Annotated in this window: 15 protein-coding genes; 11 read left to right on the top strand and 4 right to left on the bottom strand. The window is 72.7% G+C overall.

The genetic code is table 11. From position 1 onward, the window contains the following. Positions 1 to 27: 27 nt before the first annotated feature. Positions 28 to 1239, top strand: coding sequence for a pyridoxal phosphate-dependent aminotransferase (locus ABZ914_RS17205; RefSeq protein WP_433150217.1), 1212 nt, complete (start codon positions 28 to 30; stop codon positions 1237 to 1239). Between the two features lie 7 nt (positions 1240 to 1246). Here ABZ914_RS17205 and ABZ914_RS17200 read toward each other — a convergent pair whose 3' ends face one another. Then, positions 1247 to 3313: an ATP-dependent DNA helicase gene (locus tag ABZ914_RS17200; RefSeq protein ID WP_500193917.1), complete on the bottom strand. Its 2067-nt coding sequence runs from the start codon at positions 3311 to 3313 to the stop codon at positions 1247 to 1249. Between the two features lie 316 nt (positions 3314 to 3629). Between ABZ914_RS17200 and ABZ914_RS17195 the strand changes: the two genes are divergently transcribed. From ABZ914_RS17195 to ABZ914_RS17185, 3 genes are all read left to right on the top strand, one after another. Continuing rightward, positions 3630 to 4127 (top strand): phosphoribosyltransferase, encoded by a 498-nt coding sequence (locus ABZ914_RS17195; RefSeq protein WP_151544774.1) that lies wholly within the window; start codon positions 3630 to 3632, stop codon positions 4125 to 4127. A 61-nt stretch (positions 4128 to 4188) separates the two neighbouring features. Continuing rightward, a complete protein-coding gene (locus tag ABZ914_RS17190) occupies positions 4189 to 5199 on the top strand; it encodes a DUF4192 domain-containing protein (RefSeq protein ID WP_500193906.1) in 1011 nt (336 codons plus the stop codon). Positions 5200 to 5315: 116 nt separating this feature from the next. Further along, positions 5316 to 5891 (top strand): TetR/AcrR family transcriptional regulator, encoded by a 576-nt coding sequence (locus ABZ914_RS17185; RefSeq protein ID WP_500193905.1) that lies wholly within the window; start codon positions 5316 to 5318, stop codon positions 5889 to 5891. 147 nt (positions 5892 to 6038) lie between these two features. Here ABZ914_RS17185 and ABZ914_RS17180 read toward each other — a convergent pair whose 3' ends face one another. Continuing rightward, entirely contained in the window at positions 6039 to 6410 is a 372-nt protein-coding gene (locus ABZ914_RS17180; protein WP_190858145.1) for a hypothetical protein, read from the bottom strand. Between the two features lie 172 nt (positions 6411 to 6582). On the opposite strand from ABZ914_RS17180, the gene ABZ914_RS17175 reads away from it, so the two are divergent. The 4 genes from ABZ914_RS17175 to ABZ914_RS17160 all read left to right on the top strand — a co-directional run bounded on the left by ABZ914_RS17175 (position 6583) and on the right by ABZ914_RS17160 (position 10904). After that, positions 6583 to 7413 (top strand): polysaccharide deacetylase family protein, encoded by an 831-nt coding sequence (locus tag ABZ914_RS17175; RefSeq protein WP_500193903.1) that lies wholly within the window; start codon positions 6583 to 6585, stop codon positions 7411 to 7413. Between the two features lie 35 nt (positions 7414 to 7448). Beyond that, on the top strand, positions 7449 to 7970 hold the full coding sequence (locus ABZ914_RS17170) for a DUF1707 and DUF4870 domain-containing protein (RefSeq protein ID WP_190858143.1): 522 nt from the start codon (positions 7449 to 7451) through the stop codon (positions 7968 to 7970). Positions 7971 to 8180: 210 nt separating this feature from the next. After that, on the top strand, positions 8181 to 9548 hold the full coding sequence (locus tag ABZ914_RS17165) for an FAD-binding oxidoreductase (protein WP_500193902.1): 1368 nt from the start codon (positions 8181 to 8183) through the stop codon (positions 9546 to 9548). Positions 9549 to 9638: 90 nt separating this feature from the next. Beyond that, complete coding sequence (locus ABZ914_RS17160; RefSeq protein ID WP_190858138.1) at positions 9639 to 10904, top strand: SAM-dependent methyltransferase; 1266 nt, start codon at positions 9639 to 9641, stop codon at positions 10902 to 10904. A 108-nt stretch (positions 10905 to 11012) separates the two neighbouring features. On the opposite strand, the gene ABZ914_RS17155 is transcribed toward ABZ914_RS17160, so the two are convergent. After that, entirely contained in the window at positions 11013 to 13019 is a 2007-nt protein-coding gene (locus tag ABZ914_RS17155) for an AfsR/SARP family transcriptional regulator (protein ID WP_500193900.1), read from the bottom strand. Between the two features lie 125 nt (positions 13020 to 13144). On the opposite strand from ABZ914_RS17155, the gene ABZ914_RS17150 reads away from it, so the two are divergent. After that, a complete protein-coding gene (locus ABZ914_RS17150) occupies positions 13145 to 14023 on the top strand; it encodes an alpha/beta fold hydrolase (RefSeq protein ID WP_500193899.1) in 879 nt (292 codons plus the stop codon). A gap of 60 nt (positions 14024 to 14083) precedes the next feature. Here ABZ914_RS17150 and ABZ914_RS17145 read toward each other — a convergent pair whose 3' ends face one another. Next, positions 14084 to 14977, bottom strand: a complete 894-nt coding sequence (locus ABZ914_RS17145) for an alpha/beta fold hydrolase (RefSeq protein ID WP_500193897.1) — start codon at positions 14975 to 14977, stop codon at positions 14084 to 14086. 205 nt (positions 14978 to 15182) lie between these two features. Between ABZ914_RS17145 and ABZ914_RS17140 the strand changes: the two genes are divergently transcribed. Together ABZ914_RS17140 and ABZ914_RS17135 are read left to right on the top strand one after the other, a co-directional pair. Continuing rightward, positions 15183 to 16574 (top strand): aspartate aminotransferase family protein, encoded by a 1392-nt coding sequence (locus tag ABZ914_RS17140; RefSeq protein WP_500193896.1) that lies wholly within the window; start codon positions 15183 to 15185, stop codon positions 16572 to 16574. Between the two features lie 219 nt (positions 16575 to 16793). Next, positions 16794 to 18038, top strand: a complete 1245-nt coding sequence (locus ABZ914_RS17135) for a cytochrome P450 (RefSeq protein WP_500193894.1) — start codon at positions 16794 to 16796, stop codon at positions 18036 to 18038. Positions 18039 to 18073 lie beyond the last annotated feature (35 nt).

The raw sequence follows: 18073 nt of genomic DNA, 5'->3' as shown, positions 1-18073 counted from the left end.
GCACCGCGGCGCGGATATTGTGTGTCCATGCAGGTCAACCAGTCGGGCAAGCTGACCAACGTCTGTTACGACATCCGCGGGCCGGTGCTGAAGCGCGCCAAGCAGCTCGAGGCCGAGGGCCACAACATCCTCAAGCTGCACATCGGCAACCCCGCCCCCTTCGGGTTCGAGGCTCCGCCGGAGCTGCTCCAGGACATGATCCGCAACCTTCCGGAGGCGCACGGCTACAGCGACTCCAAGGGCATCCTCCCCGCCCGCCGCGCCATCGTGCAGCGGTTCGAGGACAACGGCGTGACCGGCCTGGACGTCGAGGACGTCTACCTCGGCAACGGCGTGTCTGAGCTGATCGTGATGACCCTGCAGGCGCTGCTCAACGACGGCGACGAGGTGCTGATCCCGGCGCCCGACTACCCACTGTGGACGGCGTCGGTGTCGCTGTGCGGCGGCACCCCCGTCCACTACCTGTGCGACGAGGCCGCCGACTGGGCGCCGAGCCTGTCCGACATCGAGGCGAAGATCGGCGACCGGACCCGGGCGATCGTGCTGATCAACCCCAACAACCCGACCGGGGCCGTCTACCCGCGCGAGGTGCTGACCCAGATCGTCGAGCTCGCCCGCCGCCGCAACCTGATCGTCTTCGCGGACGAGATCTACGACCGGATCCTCTACGACGACGCCGTGCACGTCCCGGTCGCCTCGCTCGCGCCCGACCTGCTGTGCCTGACCTTCGGCGGGCTGTCGAAGAACTACCGGGTCGCCGGGTTCCGGTCCGGGTGGGTGGTGCTGTCCGGGCCGAAGGAGCACGCCGAGTCCTACATCGAGGGCCTGGACATCCTCGCCAACATGCGGCTGTGCCCCAACGTCCCCGGCCAGCACGCGATCCAGGCCGCGCTCGGCGGCTACCAGAGCATCGACGACCTCGTCCTGCCCGCCGGCCGGCTCGGCGAGCAGCGCGACCGCGCCTGGAAGCTGCTCAACGACCTGCCCGGCGTGAGCTGCGTCCGGCCCAAGGGCGCGCTCTACGTGTTCCCGCGGCTCGACCCGGAGATGTACCCGATCGAGGACGACATGCGCTTCGCCCTCGACCTGCTCGAACAGCAGAAGATCCTCGTCGTGCAGGGCACCGGGTTCAACTGGCCGTCCACCGACCACTTCCGCGTCGTCACGCTGCAGTACGCCGACGACCTCGAAGAGGCCGTCGGCCGCATCGGCGAGTTCCTCGGCGCCTACCGCCGCTGACGGGCCGTCACGACCCGGACGCGGCGGCGTCCAGGCGCCGCAGCGCGCCGCGCACCACGTCCGGGTCGGTCGTCGCCCAGAACGGCGGCAGCGAGTTCTTCAGGAAACCGCCGTAGCGCGCCGTCGCCAGCCGGGGGTCGAGCACGGCGACCACACCGCGGTCGTCCATCGACCGCAGCAGGCGTCCCGCGCCCTGCGCCAGCAGCAGCGCCGCGTGCGTCGCGGAGACCGCCATGAAGCCGTTGCCGCCGCGCGCCGCCACCGCCCGCGCGCGCGCCGACGACACCGGGTCGTCCGGGCGCGGGAACGGGATGCGGTCCATGATGACGAGCTGGAGGGACGGGCCGGGGACGTCCACGCCCTGCCACAGCGACAGCGTCCCGAACAGGCACGTCCGCTCGTCCTCCGCGAACTGCTTGACCAGCAGGGACGTGGAGTCCTCGCCCTGGCACAGCAACGGGTGCGACAGGTGGTCCTTCAGCTCGTCGGCGGCCTGCCGGGCGGCCCGCATCGAGGAGAACAGGCCGAGCGTCCGGCCGCCCGCCGCCTCGATCAGCTCGGTGATCTCCGTCAGGTACGCGTCGGCGAGGCCGTCCCGACCGGGCTGCGGCAGGTGCCGCGCCACGTACAGGATGCCGGACTTCGGATGGTCGAACGGCGAGCCGACGTCCAGGCCCGACCAGACGATCTCCTTGCCGTCCTTGTCCGCGTCCTTGCCGTCGGTGGCGGTCCGCGCGAGGCCCTCGGCGGCCGTCTTCGCGTCCTTCGGCGCGTTCTCGCCGAGCGGCGGCAGCCCCCACTGCCGCGCCAGCGGCTCGAACGACCCGCCCAGCGTGAGCGTCGCCGACGTCAGTACGGCCGTGCGCTGCTCGAACAGCGTCGTCCGGAGCAGGCCCCCGACCCCGATCGGCGCGACGTGCAGCGCCGGCGGACGCTTCGGGCGCCCGTCCTGGACGAACGGCTTCTCCAGCCACACCACGTCGAACCGCTGCGACATCTCGGGCTGGAACGACTCCAGCATCCTCACCGCGGTGTCGTGCAGCTCCTCCAGGGACGACCGCGCCGCCTTGCGGGCGGCCATGTCACCGGGGTCGGCGTCCTTCTTCTCCGGCCCGATCGCCGTGACGCAGGCGTGCAGGGCGTCCCGCGTGGCCGCGAGCGTCGTGCCCAACGCGGAGGGCAGCACGTCCATGCGCCCCGCGGGCAGATCCTCCAGCAGGACGGCGAGCCCCTCCGCGGACTCCTTGAGCCGGTCGGCGACGCCCTCCTCGACCAGCCGCCCGCAGCGCCGCGCCGCCATCTCCACGCCGGCCGCGCTCAGGTCGCCCGTCGCGACGGACGTCACCCGGTCGACCAGCTCGTGCGCCTCGTCGACGATCACCACGTCGTGCTCCGGCAGGACCTGGAACTCCTCCAGCGCGTCGATCGCCAGCAGCGCGTGGTTGGTGACCACGATGTGCGCCTCGCCCGCCTCGGCGCGGGCCAGCTCGGCGAAGCACTCCGTCCCCTGCGGGCAGCGCTGCGCGCCCAGGCACTCCTTCGCGGTGACCGCCACCTGCCGCCACGCCTGCTCGCTCACCCCGGGGACCAGCTCGTCCCGGTCGCCGGTCGTGGTCTCCTCGGCCCACTCGTTCAGCCGCTTGACCTGGCGTCCCAGCGTGGACAGCTGCTGCGGGTCGAACAGCCCCACGCCGCCGCCCTCGTCCTCGTCCGGCGCGCCCGTCTGCACCCGGTGCAGGCACAGGTAGTTGCGCCGGCCCTTGAGGATCGCGAACTTCAGCTCCCGGCCGAGCAGCGGGTTCAGCGCCTCGGCCAGCCGCGGCAGGTCGCGGTCGACGAGCTGGCGCTGCAGCGCGATCGTGGCGGTCGACACCACCACGGTGGTCTGCTTCTCGACCGCGTACCGGATCGCCGGGACGAGGTAGGCCAGCGACTTGCCCGTCCCGGTGCCCGCCTGCGCCGCGACGTGCTCGCCCGACGCGATGGCCTTCTCCACCGCGCCGGCCATCTCCACCTGACCGGGGCGCTCGGCGCCCCCGATGGCCTCGACGGCGGCGGACAGCAGGGTCGGCATGTCCGGAATCTGGGTGTCGCTGTCGGTCAGCAGATCAGGGGCGGGCACGTCGCCCAACGCTACAGCCCGCGGCGGACACCCGCGTCCGGACGCGGAGACGAGCACCGCGCGACCGGCCGGTCATCCCCATGGCCGGCCCGCACCGGCCGGCCCGGGGCCGTGCCGGGTCTGTGCCGGTCTGTACCGGACATCTGCGGGGCGGTGCCGGGCCTGCGCCGGGCGTGCGCCGGGCCTGCGCGGGGCTGTGCCGGATCATCATCGACCTGTGGCCGGTCCGGTTAACGCCCTTTGCGGCGGGTCGGCCAAGATAGGGGCCGTGTCTGCTGAAAGAGAAGTCCTGACCTGGGAGTTGTTCGGCACCGCCGGACGTGAGCTGGCCCAGGAGATCGCCGCCAGCGGTTACCGGCCCGACCTGATCCTGTCCATCGCCCGCGGCGGGCTGTTCGTCGCCGGCTCCCTCGGCTACGCGCTGGACGTCAAGAACCTGCACGTCATGAACGTCGAGTTCTACACCGGCGTCGACCAGCGCCTCGACCTGCCGGTGATGCTCCCGCCCGTGCCGAACGCCGTCGACCTGTCCGGCGCCAAGGTGCTGGTCGCCGACGACGTCGCCGACACCGGCGCGACGCTCAAGCTCGTCCGGGACTTCTGCGCCGACCACGTCGCCGACGTCCGCTGCGCCGTCGTCTACGAGAAGCCGCACTCGACCGTCAAGTGCGAGTACGTCTGGCGGCACACCGACCGCTGGATCAACTTTCCCTGGTCGACCGAGCCCCCCGTCGTCAGCCGGCCGCAGCAGATCCTCGACGCCTGAGGTTATCCACATTCTCGGCGGCGCTTTCGCCCCTCCGGGCGCGGCTGCCAGTGTCGAGGGCATGACAGCACTGGTCATCCGCTCCGCTCAGGACGCCATCTCCGCCGTTCCCTACCTGCTGGGGTTCCACCCGTCCCGCAGCCTCGTCGTCATCGGCTACGACGGCCCGCACGGGACCTGCGCGGTCCGGCTCGACTTACCGGTTCCCGCAGGGGCCGGTGAACGCGTCGCCGGGCTGCTCTCCGGCAACGGGTTCCGCAAGGCGCTGCTGCTCGGCTACGGGCCGGCGGACGAGGTCGAGGGCTCCGCCAGCTCCACGGCCGCCGCCCTCACCGCCGCCGGCCTGGACGTCCTGGAGTCCGTCCGGGTCTGCGACGGCCGCTGGTGGTCCCTCACCTGCACCGACGCCTGCTGCCCCGCCGAAGGCACGCCCTACGACATCTCCACCAGCCTCATCGCCGCGCAGGCCACCCTCGCCGGGCACGTCGCGCTCGCCGACCGCGACGAGCTCGTCCGGTCCGTCCAGCCCGTCGAGGGCCTCGCCCGCGAGTCCATGCGCCGCGCCACCGAACGGGCCGAGAGACGCTTCCTGCGCTGGGCCCGGGAACCGGGGCCCCGGTTCCGGTCGCGGACCACCGAGGAGGGACTCGACCACGTCCCCCGCGTCCTCGCCCGGGCCCGCGGCGGCACCCGGCCCACCGACGACGACGTCGCCCGGCTCGGCTTCCTCCTCACTGACCTGCGCGTCCGCGACGAGGCGTGGATCCGCATCGACGAGGACGCGCCCGCCGCCGACATCGCCTTCTGGCGGGACGTCCTCCGCCGCGTCGAACCGCCCTACGTCCCGGCCCCCGCGTCGCTCCTGGCGTTCGCCGCCTACACCGCGGGCGACGGCGGCCTGGCGAACGTCGCCCTGGAACGCGCTCTGGAGGCCGACCCCTCGTACTCCATGGCCGTCCTGCTCCGCAGCCTGATCGACGCCGGCATCCCTCCCTCCCAGGCCCGCATCGGCATGACGCCCGGCCAACTGGCGGCCGCCTACCACGACGAACCGAGCCAAGAGGCCGGCTGACCCCTCGTTACCTCACGACGCGTGGAGCGCGGGCGGTGTTGCGAGGCGGCACCGGCTCGGGTTACCTAGGAGAATTAGGGAGTTACTTTGAAGGCATAGGCACGTGAGGGGGGCCGATGGCGCGGGCGGGGCTGAGCGCCGAGCGCGTGACGCGGGCGGCGGCGGAGCTGGCGGACGAGGTCGGCTTCGAGAACGTGACGGTGTCCGCGCTCGCGCGCAGGTTCGGCGTCAAGGACGCGAGCCTGTACTCGCACGTCAAGAACGTGCAGGACCTCAGGACCCGGGTGGCGGTGCTGGCGCTCGCCGAGCTCGCCGACAGGGCCGCCGACGCGCTCGCGGGCCGCGCGGGCAAGGACGCGCTGGTGGCGTTCGCGGGCGCCTACCGGGCGTACGCGAAGGAGCATCCGGGGCGCTACACCGCGGCGCGGCTCCGGCTCGACCCCGAGACGGCGGCCGCCAGCGCCGCGGGCCGGCACTCGGAGATGATGCGGGCCATCCTGCGCGGCTACGACCTTGCGGAGCCCGACCAGACGGACGCCGTGCGGCTGCTGGGCAGCGTGTTCCACGGCTACGTGAGCCTGGAGGAGGCGGGCGGGTTCGACCACTCGCGCGCGGCGCGCGATGTCGACGCGTCCTGGCACCGGACCCTGGACGCGGTCGACGCCCTCCTCCGCCACTGGCCCCCCACCTGACACCCCGACTCCGGCGGTCTCGACTCTGGCCGTCTCGGCACCGGGCGTCTTAGGCCGGACCGCTTGGCCCGAGAGCTGGGGTCGGGCGTTCCAGGGCCGGATGGCTCGGGACTTGGGCTTCTCGAGCCGGATGACTGGGCGGGCGGGTCAGGGGCGGACGGCTTGGCCGGGGGTGCCGGGGTCGATGCGGCGGTCGCGGTTGCGCTCGTTCCAGGCGCGCATCCGCGGCGGGTAGCCGACGATCTGGACGTCGTAGGCGGGGACGCCGAGGTCGCGGGCGACCTTGCCGATGACCTTGGGGGAGCCGACGCGGCGGCGGGTCCACTCGCCGTCGTGGGCGACCGCGACCGCGGTGGTGTCGGTGGCGAAGGTCTCCGGCTCGACGTAGAACTCGACGCCCCGGCGGTCGCGGGCGAAGGAGATCAGCGCCTCGATGTCGGCGGCCGTGGCCTCGCGGTCGAGCTTGGCCACCGTCTGGCCGCGGTGCCGGCGGATGCCGAAACGGTCCCGGAACCTCATCGCCTGTCCTGTCGTCGGGCGGCCCCGGAGGGGGAACGGGACCTGTGGGGTGTCTGCGGACAACGAACACGCGGCGCGGCCGGGTTCCCGACACAGCGGCGGCGTCCCCGGCGAGCCGGGCACAGCACCCTAGACTGGCCGGGCCTGGGAGATCAACAGCGGGGGGGTGTTGATGGACGGGCCGATCGTGGTCCGGCGGGCGGCCGCCGCCGTGCTCGCGGCCACCGTGTGCGGGGCGCTGAGCACCCTGGGCCCGGGGCCGCGGCGGGTGGGGCTCGCTTCGGCGTCCGCGCCGGCCGCGGGGACCGGGCACGCCGGCCGCAAGAGCGCGCCGCGCGGTCCCGCGCCGCCCGCCGCACCGGCGCGGGTGGACTGCACGCGGGCCAAGTGCGTGGCGCTGACCTTCGACGACGGGCCCGCCGAGAGCACGGGCCGGCTGCTGGACATCCTCGCCGCGCACCATGTGCGGGCGACGTTCTTCATCGTCGGGGCGCAGGCCGCGAAGTTCCCCGAGCTGGTGCGGCGCGAGCACGAGGCCGGTCACCAGGTCGCCGACCACAGCTACACGCACGCCGACCTCGGCCGGGCGTCCACGAAGAAGATCATGTCGGAGCTGACCCGGACCCAGGAGGCGATCCGGCGGGCGTCCGGGGTCACGCCGACCATGCTGCGGCCGCCGTACGGGTCGCTGTCGAAGCGGCTGACCGGCATCGCCACGCGGATGGGGATGGCGCAGGTGCTCTGGACGGTCGACCCGCTCGACTGGGAGCACCGGGACACGAAGTACGTCGAGCAGCGCGTGCTGAAGGCGGTCAAGCCCGGCTACATCGTGCTGATGCACGACATCCATCCGACGACCGTCGCGGCCATCCCGGCGATCATCGAGAGGCTGGCGGCGCAGGGGTACTCGTTCGTGACGGTGCCGGACCTGTTCGGCGGCACGCTCACCCCAGGGAAGGAGTACCTCCGGCTCGACTCAGGGGATCGTCAGGGTCTTCCCTGATGGCCCGCGGCGGGCGCGCCGCCGAGCATGGAGGCATGGACAGCAGTGACGCGGTGGGGCGGTTGCGGGTCTCCGACGCCGAACGGGACGCGGTCGTCCGGCGCCTCCAGGACGCGTACGCCGAGGGCAGGCTCGACCACGACGAGTTCGACATGCGCGCGCATCTGGCGATGACGGCGAAGACGCGCGACGACCTCGCGGCGGTGACCCGGGATCTGGAGCCGGTGCGGGGGCGCGCGGGAAGCGGTCTGGAACTCGCGGAGCCGACGGGGGAGGACCGGATGCTGGCCGCGGTGGCGCACGCGGTCGCGGTGCCGACGCTCTTCGTGGGCCCGCTGGTGCTGATGCTGGTGAGCGGCAAGCGCTCGGAGTACATCCGGCGGCAGGCGATGGAGGCGCTGAACCTCCAGGTGACGCTGCTGCTGATCACGATCGTGACGTTCGGCGTCGGCGGAGCGCTGTACGCGGTGACGTGGATCCTCTCGGCGATCGCGGCGGTGTTCGCGCTCGCCGGGCACGGCTTCCGCTACCCGTGGATTCTGCGGCTGGTGAAGTAGCGGCCCGCGGACGGCCCGGGCGGGTTTGTCGGCGCGCAGGGGCGGGGAAAGGTCAACGTTGGCCGCCCCGCCGGCGGCCTGCCCCGAGGAACCGGACCGCACATGATCATCGCCGTGGCTTTATTCCCCTCCTCACCTGTGATGACCCTAACGTCCGGGTTATGTGGACGGTACATGGGATCATGGATTAACTATGCAAGGGAGGGGTAGATGACGGAGCTTGCGCTCAAGGGCGATCACCAGCGGGCGGTGGAGGCGCTCAGGCGATCGTACGAGGCGATCCCGGCCGGCACGCCGGTGCGGCTGGCGAAGAAGACCTCGAACCTGTTCCGGTGGCGCGACCCCTCGGCGGCCCCGGGGCTGGACGTGTCCGGCTTCGACCGGGTGCTCAGCGTCGACGCGGACGAGCGGACCGCGCAGGTCCAGGGGATGACCACCTACGAGGACCTGGTCGACGCGACCCTTCCGCACGGGCTGATGCCGACGGTCGTCCCGCAGCTGAAGACGATCACGCTGGGCGGGGCGGTGACGGGGCTCGGCATCGAGTCGACGTCGTTCCGGGACGGCCTCCCGCACGAGGGCGTCCTCGAGATGGAGGTGCTGACCGGCGACGGCCGGATCATCACCGCGACGCGCGACAACGAGCACGCCGACCTGTTCTACGGCTTCCCGAACTCCTACGGGACGCTCGGCTACTCGCTGCGGCTGAAGATCGAGCTGCGGCCGGTGCGGCCGTACGTCCGGCTGCGGCACCTGCGGTTCGGGGACGCGGCGGAGCTCGCGAAGGCGATGGGCGAGATCACCGAGTCCGGGGTGTACGAGGGCGAGACCGTCGACTTCGTCGACGGCACGGTCTTCGGCCCGGACGAGCAGTACATCACGCTCGGCTTCTTCGCCGACGACGCGCCCTACACCTCCGACTACACCGGCCAGGGGATCTACTACCGGTCGATCCAGGAGCGCTCGGTCGACTTCCTGACGGTGCGCGACTACATCTGGCGCTGGGACACCGACTGGTTCTGGTGCTCGGGCGCGTTCGGCGTGCAGAACCCGACCGTCCGGCGGCTGTGGCCCGACAAGTACAAGCGGTCCGACGTGTACCGCAAGATGGTCGCCTACGACCGGCGCTACCAGCTCCTCGCGCGCGTGGAGCGGTGGCGTGGGCTGCGCCCGCGCGAGGACGTCATCCAGGACATCGAGGTGCCCGTCGAGCGGCTGCCGGAGTTCCTGGAGTTCTTCCACGACAAGATCGGGATGAGCCCGATCTGGCTGTGCCCGCTGCGCGCGAAGGAGCAGTGGCCGCTGTACCCGCTGGAGGTCGGCCGCCCGTACGTGAACGTCGGCTTCTGGGGGACGGTCCGGTTGCCTCCGGGCCAGATCCCCGAGTACCACAACCGGCTGATCGAGCGCGCGGTCGCCAAGCTTGACGGCCACAAGTCCCTGTACTCGACCGCTTTTTACAGCAGGGACGAGTTCTGGCGGTACTACGACGGGGAGACCTACCGGCGGCTCAAGGGGGAGTACGACCCCGGCGAGCGGCTGCTGGACCTCTACGACAAGTGCGTGCGCGGACGCTGACCGGCGTCCGCGGTTTCGGGGGTGGGCCCCGGAAGGGCCGGCGGTCGACCACCGTCGTCCCGTCCGGGGCGAAGAGACAGGAGGATCAAGATGACGCTGGCCAGGGTCTTCGAGCAGCTCGCCGGGGCTGAGGCGCCAGTGGAGTTCACGGCGTACGACGGTTCGCGGTCGGGCGTGCCCGGCGCGCCCATCCGGTTCGACGTGCGCTCGCCCTACGCGGTGTCCTATCTGGTGCACTCGCCGGGGGCGCTGGGGCTGGCCCGCGCGTACGTCACCGGCATGATCGACGTCAGCGGCGACATGATCGAGGCGCTGACGACGATGCAGCAGGTGCTCAGCGACGTGACACCGCGCGACAAGCTGCGGATCGTGGGCGGGGTGCTGGGGGACCCGCTGCTGCGCGCGGCGATGTCACGGCGGCTGGACCCGCCGCCGCAGGAGGCGCCCTTCAGCCGCATCCCCTCGTGGCTGCGGCACTCCAAGCGGCGCGACGCGAAGGCGATCTCGCACCACTACGACGTGTCCAACACGTTCTACGAGTGGGTGCTCGGGCCGTCCATGGCCTACACCTGCGCCTGCTTCCCCGAGGAGCACTCGACGCTCGAGGAGGCGCAGTTCCACAAGCACGACCTGGTGGCCAAGAAGATCGGCCTGAAGCCGGGGATGCGGCTGCTGGACGTGGGCTGCGGCTGGGGCGGCATGGTGATGCACGCCGCCAAGGAGTACGGCGTGAAGGCGCTCGGCGTGACGCTGTCGAAGCAGCAGGCCGAGTGGGCGCAAAAGGCCATCGCGGACCGGGGCCTGTCGGACCTGGCGGAGGTCCGGCACATGGACTACCGGGACGTGACGGAGACGGGCTTCGACGCGATCAGCTCCATCGGGCTGACCGAGCACATCGGCAAGAAGAACCTGCCGTCGTACTTCTCGTTCCTGTACGGGAAGCTGAAGCGCGGCGGGCGGATGCTGAACCACACCATCACCCGCCCGGACAACCTGGCGCCCCCGCGCAAGGAGAACGGGTTCATCAACCGGTACGTGTTCCCGGACGGCGAGCTGGAGGGCCCGGGCTACGTCCAGCAGCAGATGAACGACGCGGGCTTCGAGATCCGGCACCAGGAGAACCTGCGCGAGCACTACGCGCGGACGCTCACGGGCTGGTGCCGGAACCTGGACGAGCACTGGGACGAGGCCGTCGCCGAGGTCGGCGAGGGCACCGCCCGCGTGTGGCGCGTCTACATGGCGGGCTGCGTGCTCGGCTTCAACCAGAACTGGATCCAGCTGCACCAGACCCTCGGTGTGAAGCTCGACGAGGACGGCAACAGCCACATGCCGCTGCGTCCCGACTGGGGCGTGTGACGGCGTTTAGGGCTCCCGCGAATCGGCGGTGGCGGACCGGCCGGGTCATCCGGCCGGTCCGTCGCCGTCTTCGGCCGCCGATGCCGTCTCCGGCCGTAGCCGCCGGCTTCAGGTGCCGATGGCGGCTTCCAGCCGGGCGAGCCAGGTGTCGACGGGGCCGAGGGTGATCAGCCCGCTGCCGGCGCCCGCGAGCTCCCCGGCGGCGGGCCGGAGGCGGTCGTGGCCGCGCCGCAGGGCGGGCGGGTCGCCGAGCCGCAGGGCGGCCGCGGCCTCCAGGCAGCACGTCGCCTCGTACATCAGGTCGGCGGGCGGCTCCGGCAGGGCGTGCAGTGCCGCTCCGGCCTCGTCGTCCCGCCCGGCGTCCAGCAGGGCGAGCGGCTCGGCCCATGGACGGTACGGGCCCCAGTCGTCGGCCAGGTCGACCTCGAACGGGTCGCCGTGGGCCGGGTCGCGGGGATCGAGCGGGCGGGGATCGAGCAGGCGGGCGCTGAGCAGCGCGAACGGGAGCAGCCCGTCGGACAGGCCGGGCATTCCGGCTCCGTCGAGGGTCTCCGCCGCCGCCCGGTAGGCCGCCTCCATCTCCGTGACCGGAGCCCGTCCGGACGCGGCCAGGCGCAGGGCCTCGTACCACCGCGTGAACACGCCGACGAGCGGGCGCTCGTGGCGCTCGGCCAGCTTGTCGGCGGCGGCCGCGTGGCCGTCGGCCCCCGCGAAGTCGCCGAGCGCGGAGCGCGCCTGGAGCCGGACGAGGTGGCCGAGGACCTCGAAGGTCGCCATCCCGTGCCGGGCCGACAGCCCGACCAGCTCGGCGCCGATGGCGTCGCGGCGGGCGGCGAGCCCGGCCCGCGTGCACGACTGCATGAACGCGCCGTTCAGCGCGAACGCCAGCACCGCCGGATCGTCCAGGTCGCGGGCCATCGCCTCGGCCTCGGCGGCGGCCTCCGGGCCCCGCGGCGACCGGGTGCCGCGCATCTCCAGCGCGATCGTGGCGAGCAGCCGCGCCCGCGTCGCGTCGTGCGCCGGACCCGCCGGGAGACGGGGCAGGACGCGTTCGGCCGCCTCGACGATCCGCCGCGCGCCCTCCGGGTCGTCGCTGCGCGTCCAGATCGCCGGGACGTCGTAGGCGCCGATCACCCGGGCGGTCAGCTCCGGGTCGCCGAACTCCTCCGCCGCGGCGACGGCCGCCGGCCGGTGCTCGCGGGTGGCCTCCAGCCCGCCGCCCCCGCTCAGCGCCAGGTCGCGCAGCAGGCCGACCGTCGACTCCAGCCGCGCGCGGGCCCCGGCCGCGACCGTCCGGTCGTAGTCGGCCGCCGCGCGCGTCCACAGCCGCGCCGCCGCCGACTCCGGCTCGGCGGGACGGTCCAGCTCCGGGGCCTGGGCGAGCACGTCCGCCTCCATCCGCCGCAGCTCCGGGCCGGGGTCGAGGCCGAGCTGCCCGGCCAGGATGTCGCGGGCCCGGCGCAGCACCGCCAGCGCGTCGGCCTGCCGGCCCGTCCGGTACAGGGCGAGCGCCAGCAGCCGCCAGCCCGATTCGCGCCACGGATGCTCGCTGACGTGCGCGTCGAGGTCCGGGACCGTCTCGGCGGCCAGCCCGGCGTCCAGCCGCGCCTGCGCCCGCCGCTCCACCGCGTGCAGCCGCAGCTCGGCCAGCCGGGAACGCTCCGCGCGGGCCCAGGGCTCCTCGGCGAAGTCGGCGTAGGCGGGGCCCCGCCACCGGCCGAGCGCCTCGTCCAGCAGGTGCTGCGCGCGGTCGGGCGGCAGGCCGGCGGCGTCGGACACGGCCTGCTCGAACCACCAGGCGTCCACCTGGCCGGGCCCGGCGCGCAGCGCGTACCCGGGGCCCTCGGTGACCAGCAGCCGGGACGGCGTGCGGGGCGGACGGCCGGGCTCCAGCGCCCGGCGCAGCGCGGCCACGAACGTCCGGACGGCGCCGACCGCGCCCTGCGGCGGGACGTCCCACAGATCGTCGACGAGCAGCCCGACCGGGACGACGCGCCGCCGGGCGACGATCAGCCGCGCCAGGACCGCCCGGTGCCGCGGCCCCTTCAGCGCGATCGGGTCGCCCGCGGCGTCCCAGGCCGTCACCGGCCCCAGCACCCCGAACACGACCCCCACCGGCCCGCCCCTCCCCAGGAACTCCCTCGAAGCTCACGCTAGCGCGCTGACCGGATGCTCATTCGCGCCCGGCAACCTGTGGACAACGGTTCGAGAGAGATTTCGAGAGAGATGAGGACGACCTCATGACCACGACCATCAGCGGTTTCGACTACCGGCGCGTGCCCGTCGCCGACGGCGTGTCCCTGAACGCGGCGGTCGGCGGCTCGGGCAGCCCGATCGTGCTGCTGCACGGGTTCCCGCAGACGCACCTGATGTGGCGGCACGTCGCCGCCGACCTCGCCGCGGACCACACCGTGATCTGCCCGGACCTGCGCGGATACGGGGCGAGCGACAAGCCGGAGGAGGACGGCCCGGACACCTACTCCAAGCGCACCATGGCGGCCGACGTCGTCGCCCTCGCCCGCGCGCTCGGGCACGAGCGCTTCGCGCTGGCCGGGCACGACCGCGGCGCCCTGGTCGCCTTCCGCGCCGGCCTGGACCACCCGGACACGATCACGCACCTGGCCTGCCTGGACGTGCTGCCCACCCTGGAGATGTGGGACGCGATGCACGGGGTGAGCGCCGCCGTCGGCTTCCACCTCTACCTGATGGCGCAGCCGCCCGGCCTGCCCGAGCAGATGATCGCCGCGACCGCCGACGCGTTCTTCGGCCACTTCCTCGACGCCTGGGGCACGGACCCGGAGGCGATCCCCGCCGACGTCCGCGCCGCCTACCTGGACGCCTGCCGCGCCGCCGTCCCGTCGATCGTCGCGGACTACCGCGCGTCCGCCGGCATCGACGTGACCCACGACCAGGCCGACCGCGACGCCGGCAACCGGCTGCGGATGCCGGTCACCGTCCTGCAGCAGGACTGGGGCGCCGCGCTCGGCTACGACGCGCGGGCGCTGTGGTCGCGGTGGGCGCCCGACCTGGTGCACGGGACGGTGGACCACGGCCACTTCATGGCCGAGCAGGCGCCCGCCGAGATCGCCAAGGCCCTCCGCGACCTGGTCGGCCGCTGAACCGCCGGCCGGGCGCCGGCCGAGGAGCCGTTCGCATGGCTCTCTGGCCGGTGCCGATGGTCAGGCGGACAGCCAGTCGAGGATGCGGCGGTTGACGTCGTCGGGGCGGTCCAGTTGGAGGAAGTGGCCGCCGCCGGGGACGAGTTCCGCGCGCGACCCGGCGGGGAGCCCCGCCAGGACGCCGCTGAGATCGTCCCCGGGGGCGACGATGTCGGCGCCCAGGCAGCCGTCTTCGGCGCCGTGCAGGTACAGGACGGGCCGTACGCCGATCGAGGTGGCCGCCTTCTGCTCGGCCGCATAGCGTTCGATGTGGCGCGACGTGTCGAGCATGGCGCGGTAGTAGCCGAGCGCGGCCGACAGGTTGTCCGGCGTGGCGAGGCACTCCATGACGTGGTCGACGTCCTCGGCGGCGTAGCCGGTGTCCTTGGGGGACCAGTCGCGCCATAGGCCCTCGATGAAGGCGCGGTTCACGGCGGCCTCCGCCAGGGGCGTCTGGAACACGAAGATGTAGAACGAGCGCTTGAGCTGCTCGTAGTCGAAGAAGGCCGTCGCCATGACCGCGATGGGCGGGACGGACATGGCGACGGCCTTGCGCCAGCGGTCGGGGGCCGCGGCGGCGGCGCCGTAGGTGGCGAAGGCGCCCCAGTCGTGCCCGATGACGACGGCGTCGGAGCCGCCGCCGAACGCCTCGTGCAGCGCGTTGGCGTCGGCGGCGAGGGCGCCGCCCTGGTAGGCGCCGTCCTCGGGGACGGACGTGGGCGCGTACCCGCGCATGAAGGGCGCGACCGCGCGGTAGCCGGCGGCGGCGAGCTCGGGGAGCAGGTGCCGCCAGGTGTGCGCCGAGTCCGGGAAGCCGTGCAGGCACAGCGCGAGCGGGCCGCTCTCGGGCCCCGCCGCGAGGTAGCCGAATTCCAGGCTGTTCGCCTTGACCGAACCGGTCGTGATGTCGCCCATGCGGTGTTCGCCTCCTTGATCCCGGGGCGACGCTACTCCGGCCGCCGTTCGGCGGTGCGGCCGGGGGGCGCGGCCAGGTGAGCACATCGCTACGGATACATTGGTCTGAATACGTGTTTACATCGAATTTCGTCGTCGCTTAGCATCATGACAACTGGATCGCTCGCATCTGCGTGCGTCCTCGGGTCGTAGCAAGGGAAGCGTGATGACGGAGCCGGACGTGACCAGCCAGCAGAACGAACCGATGCAGAGGGCGGCCCGCGACCACCTGTGGATGCACTTCGCCCGGCACTCGGCGTCCCAGGACGGCGGCGAGATCCCCATGATCGTCCGGGGGGAGGGCCCGTACGTCTACGACGCGACGGGCCGGCGCTACCTCGACGGGCTGTCCGGCCTGTTCACCGTCCAGGCGGGGCACGGGCGCGAGGAGCTCGCGCAGGCCGCCGCCAAGCAGGCCGCCGAGCTGGCCTACTTCCCGATCTGGTCGTACGCGCACCCCAAGGCCGCCGAGCTGGCCGAGCGGCTGGCCGGGCTCGCGCCGGACGGCCTGGACCGTGTGTTCTTCACGACCGGCGGCGGCGACGCCGTGGAGAGCGCCTGGAAGCTCGCCAAGCAGTACTTCAAGCTGACCGGCAAGCCCGCCAAGCACAAGGTGATCAGCCGCGCGGTCGCCTACCACGGCACCCCGCACGGCGCGCTGTCGCTGACCGGGCTCCCCGGCCTGAAGGCGCCGTTCGAGCCGCTGGTGCCGAGCGCGTTCCGGGTGCCGAACACCAACATCTACCGGGCGCCCGAGCACGGCGGCGACCCGGAGGCGTTCGGCCGCTGGGCCGCGGACCGGATCGAGGAGGCCATCGAGTTCGAGGGCGCCGAGACGGTCGCGGCGGTGTTCCTGGAGCCGGTGCAGAACGCGGGCGGCTGCTTCCCGCCGCCGCCCGGCTACTTCGAGCGCGTCCGCGAGATCTGCGACCGGCACGACGTGCTGCTGGTGTCCGACGAGGTGATCTGCGCGTTCGGCCGGCTCGGCACGATGTTCGGCGCGCAGCGGTTCGGCTACACGCCCGACATCATCACCTTCGCCAAGGGCGTGACGTCCGGGTACGCGCCGCTCGGCGGGATGCTCGTCGCCGACCGGCTGTTCGAGCCGTTCCGGCACGGCACGACGATGTTCGCGCACGGCTACACCTTCGGCGGGCACCCGGTGTCGGCGGCGGTGGCGCTGGCGAACCTCGACCTGTTCGAGCGCGAGGACCTGCTCGGCCACGTCATGCGCAACCGCGACGCGTTCCGGGCGACGCTGGAGCGGCTGCGGGACCTGCCGATCGTCGGTGACGTCCGCGGCGACGGCTACTTCTACGGCATCGAGCTGGTGAAGGACCGGGACACGCGGGAGACCTTCGACGAGGAGGAGTCGGAGCGGCTGCTGCGCGGCTTCCTCGACAAGGCGCTGTACGAGGCGGGCCTGTACTGCCGCGCGGACGACCGCGGCGACCCGGTCGTCCAGCTGGCGCCGCCGCTGACCTGCGACCAGACGCACTTCGACGAGATCGAGCAGATCCTGCGCTCGGTGCTGACGGAGGCGTGGGCACGCCTGTGACCCGTCCGGGCGCCCCCTTCCCGTGCCGGGGGCGGGGAGGGGGCGCCCGGAGGCGGAACGATCCACGGCGAACGTGCGGAACCGCCCCGGAGCCGTCCGGGACGGTCTAGGCTCGGATTGCGGTGTGACGCGGGTCACCGCGCCGTCCGGTGTCGGTCGCGCACTTTACTTTGAGACAGTGCATGTAAACCGAATCACGTTCGGACGAGGTGATAGCACGTGCTCAAGGTCGAGGACATCAACCTGACGGACTGGGAGTTCTGGCGCCGCCCGCACGACCAGCGGCACGAGGCGTTCAAGGCGCTGCGGTGGCATCCCGAACTCGTCAGGTTCGAGGAGCCCGACATCATCATCGCGCCGCAGGGGCCGGGGTACTACGCCCTCACCCGGCACGCCGACGTCGTCGAGGCGTCCCGCCGCCCGCAGGACTTCTGCTCGGGCCGCGGCGCGATCAGCATCCCGGACATGCCGGGCGACATGCACGAGTACTTCGGCTCGATGATCAGCATGGACGACCCCCGGCACGCCAAGATCCGCCGGATCGTGTCCCGGGCGTTCTCGCCGCGGATGATCCAGCGGTTCGAGGACCGCGTCGAGGCGGTCGCCGCCGAGATCGTCGGGAACGTGGCCGCGGGCGGCGGCAGCGGCGACTTCGTCGCGGACGTGGCCGCCCGGCTGCCCCTGAAGATCATCTGCGACATGATGGGCATCGCGGAGGACGAGTACCGGACCGTCCTCGACGCGACCAACGTCATCCTCGCCGGGAACGACGCCGAGTTCGTCCCCGCCGGCGACCCCGAGCAGCTCGCGCTCGCGCTGCTGAACGCGGGCGAGACGCTGCGCGGCCTGGTCGAGGAGCTCGGCCGGCAGCGCCGCGAGGACCCCACCGACGACCTCACGTCCGCGCTGGTCAACGCCAACATCGACGGCGAGTCGCTGACCGACCAGGAGCTGGGCTCGTTCTTCATCCTGCTCGTCGTCGCCGGGAACGAGACGACCCGCAACGCGATCGCGCACGGGCTGGACCTGCTCACCCGCAACCCCGACCAGCGCGCCCTGCTCACCGAGGACTTCGAGGGCCGGATCGCGGGCGCCGTCGAGGAGATCGTCCGGTACGTGTCGCCGGTCATCTGGATGCGCCGCACCGCGACCCGCGACACCACGCTGAACGACCACGAGATCAAGGAGGGCGACAAGCTCGTCCTCTACTACTGGTCGGCGAACCGGGACGAGTCGGTCTTCACCGACCCGGAGAGGTTCGACATCCTGCGCGACCCCAACCCGCACGTCGGGTTCGGCGGGCCCGGCCCGCACTTCTGCCTGGGCGCCCACCTGGCGCGGCGGGAGATCACCGTGATGTTCCGCGAGTTGCTCGCCAAGGTCCCCGCGATCAGGGTCGGCGAGCCCGACCGGCTGGAGTCCAACTTCATCAACGGGATCAAGCGGCTGCCGTACACGATCTGACCGGAGCCGCTCCCGGGCGAGCCGCCGGGCGCTCC

Origin of the sequence: Spirillospora sp. NPDC046719 (assembly GCF_040645715.1) — a bacterium.
Lineage (GTDB): Bacteria > Actinomycetota > Actinomycetes > Streptosporangiales > Streptosporangiaceae > Spirillospora.
This window is presented reverse-complemented; position numbering and strand designations above follow the sequence as displayed.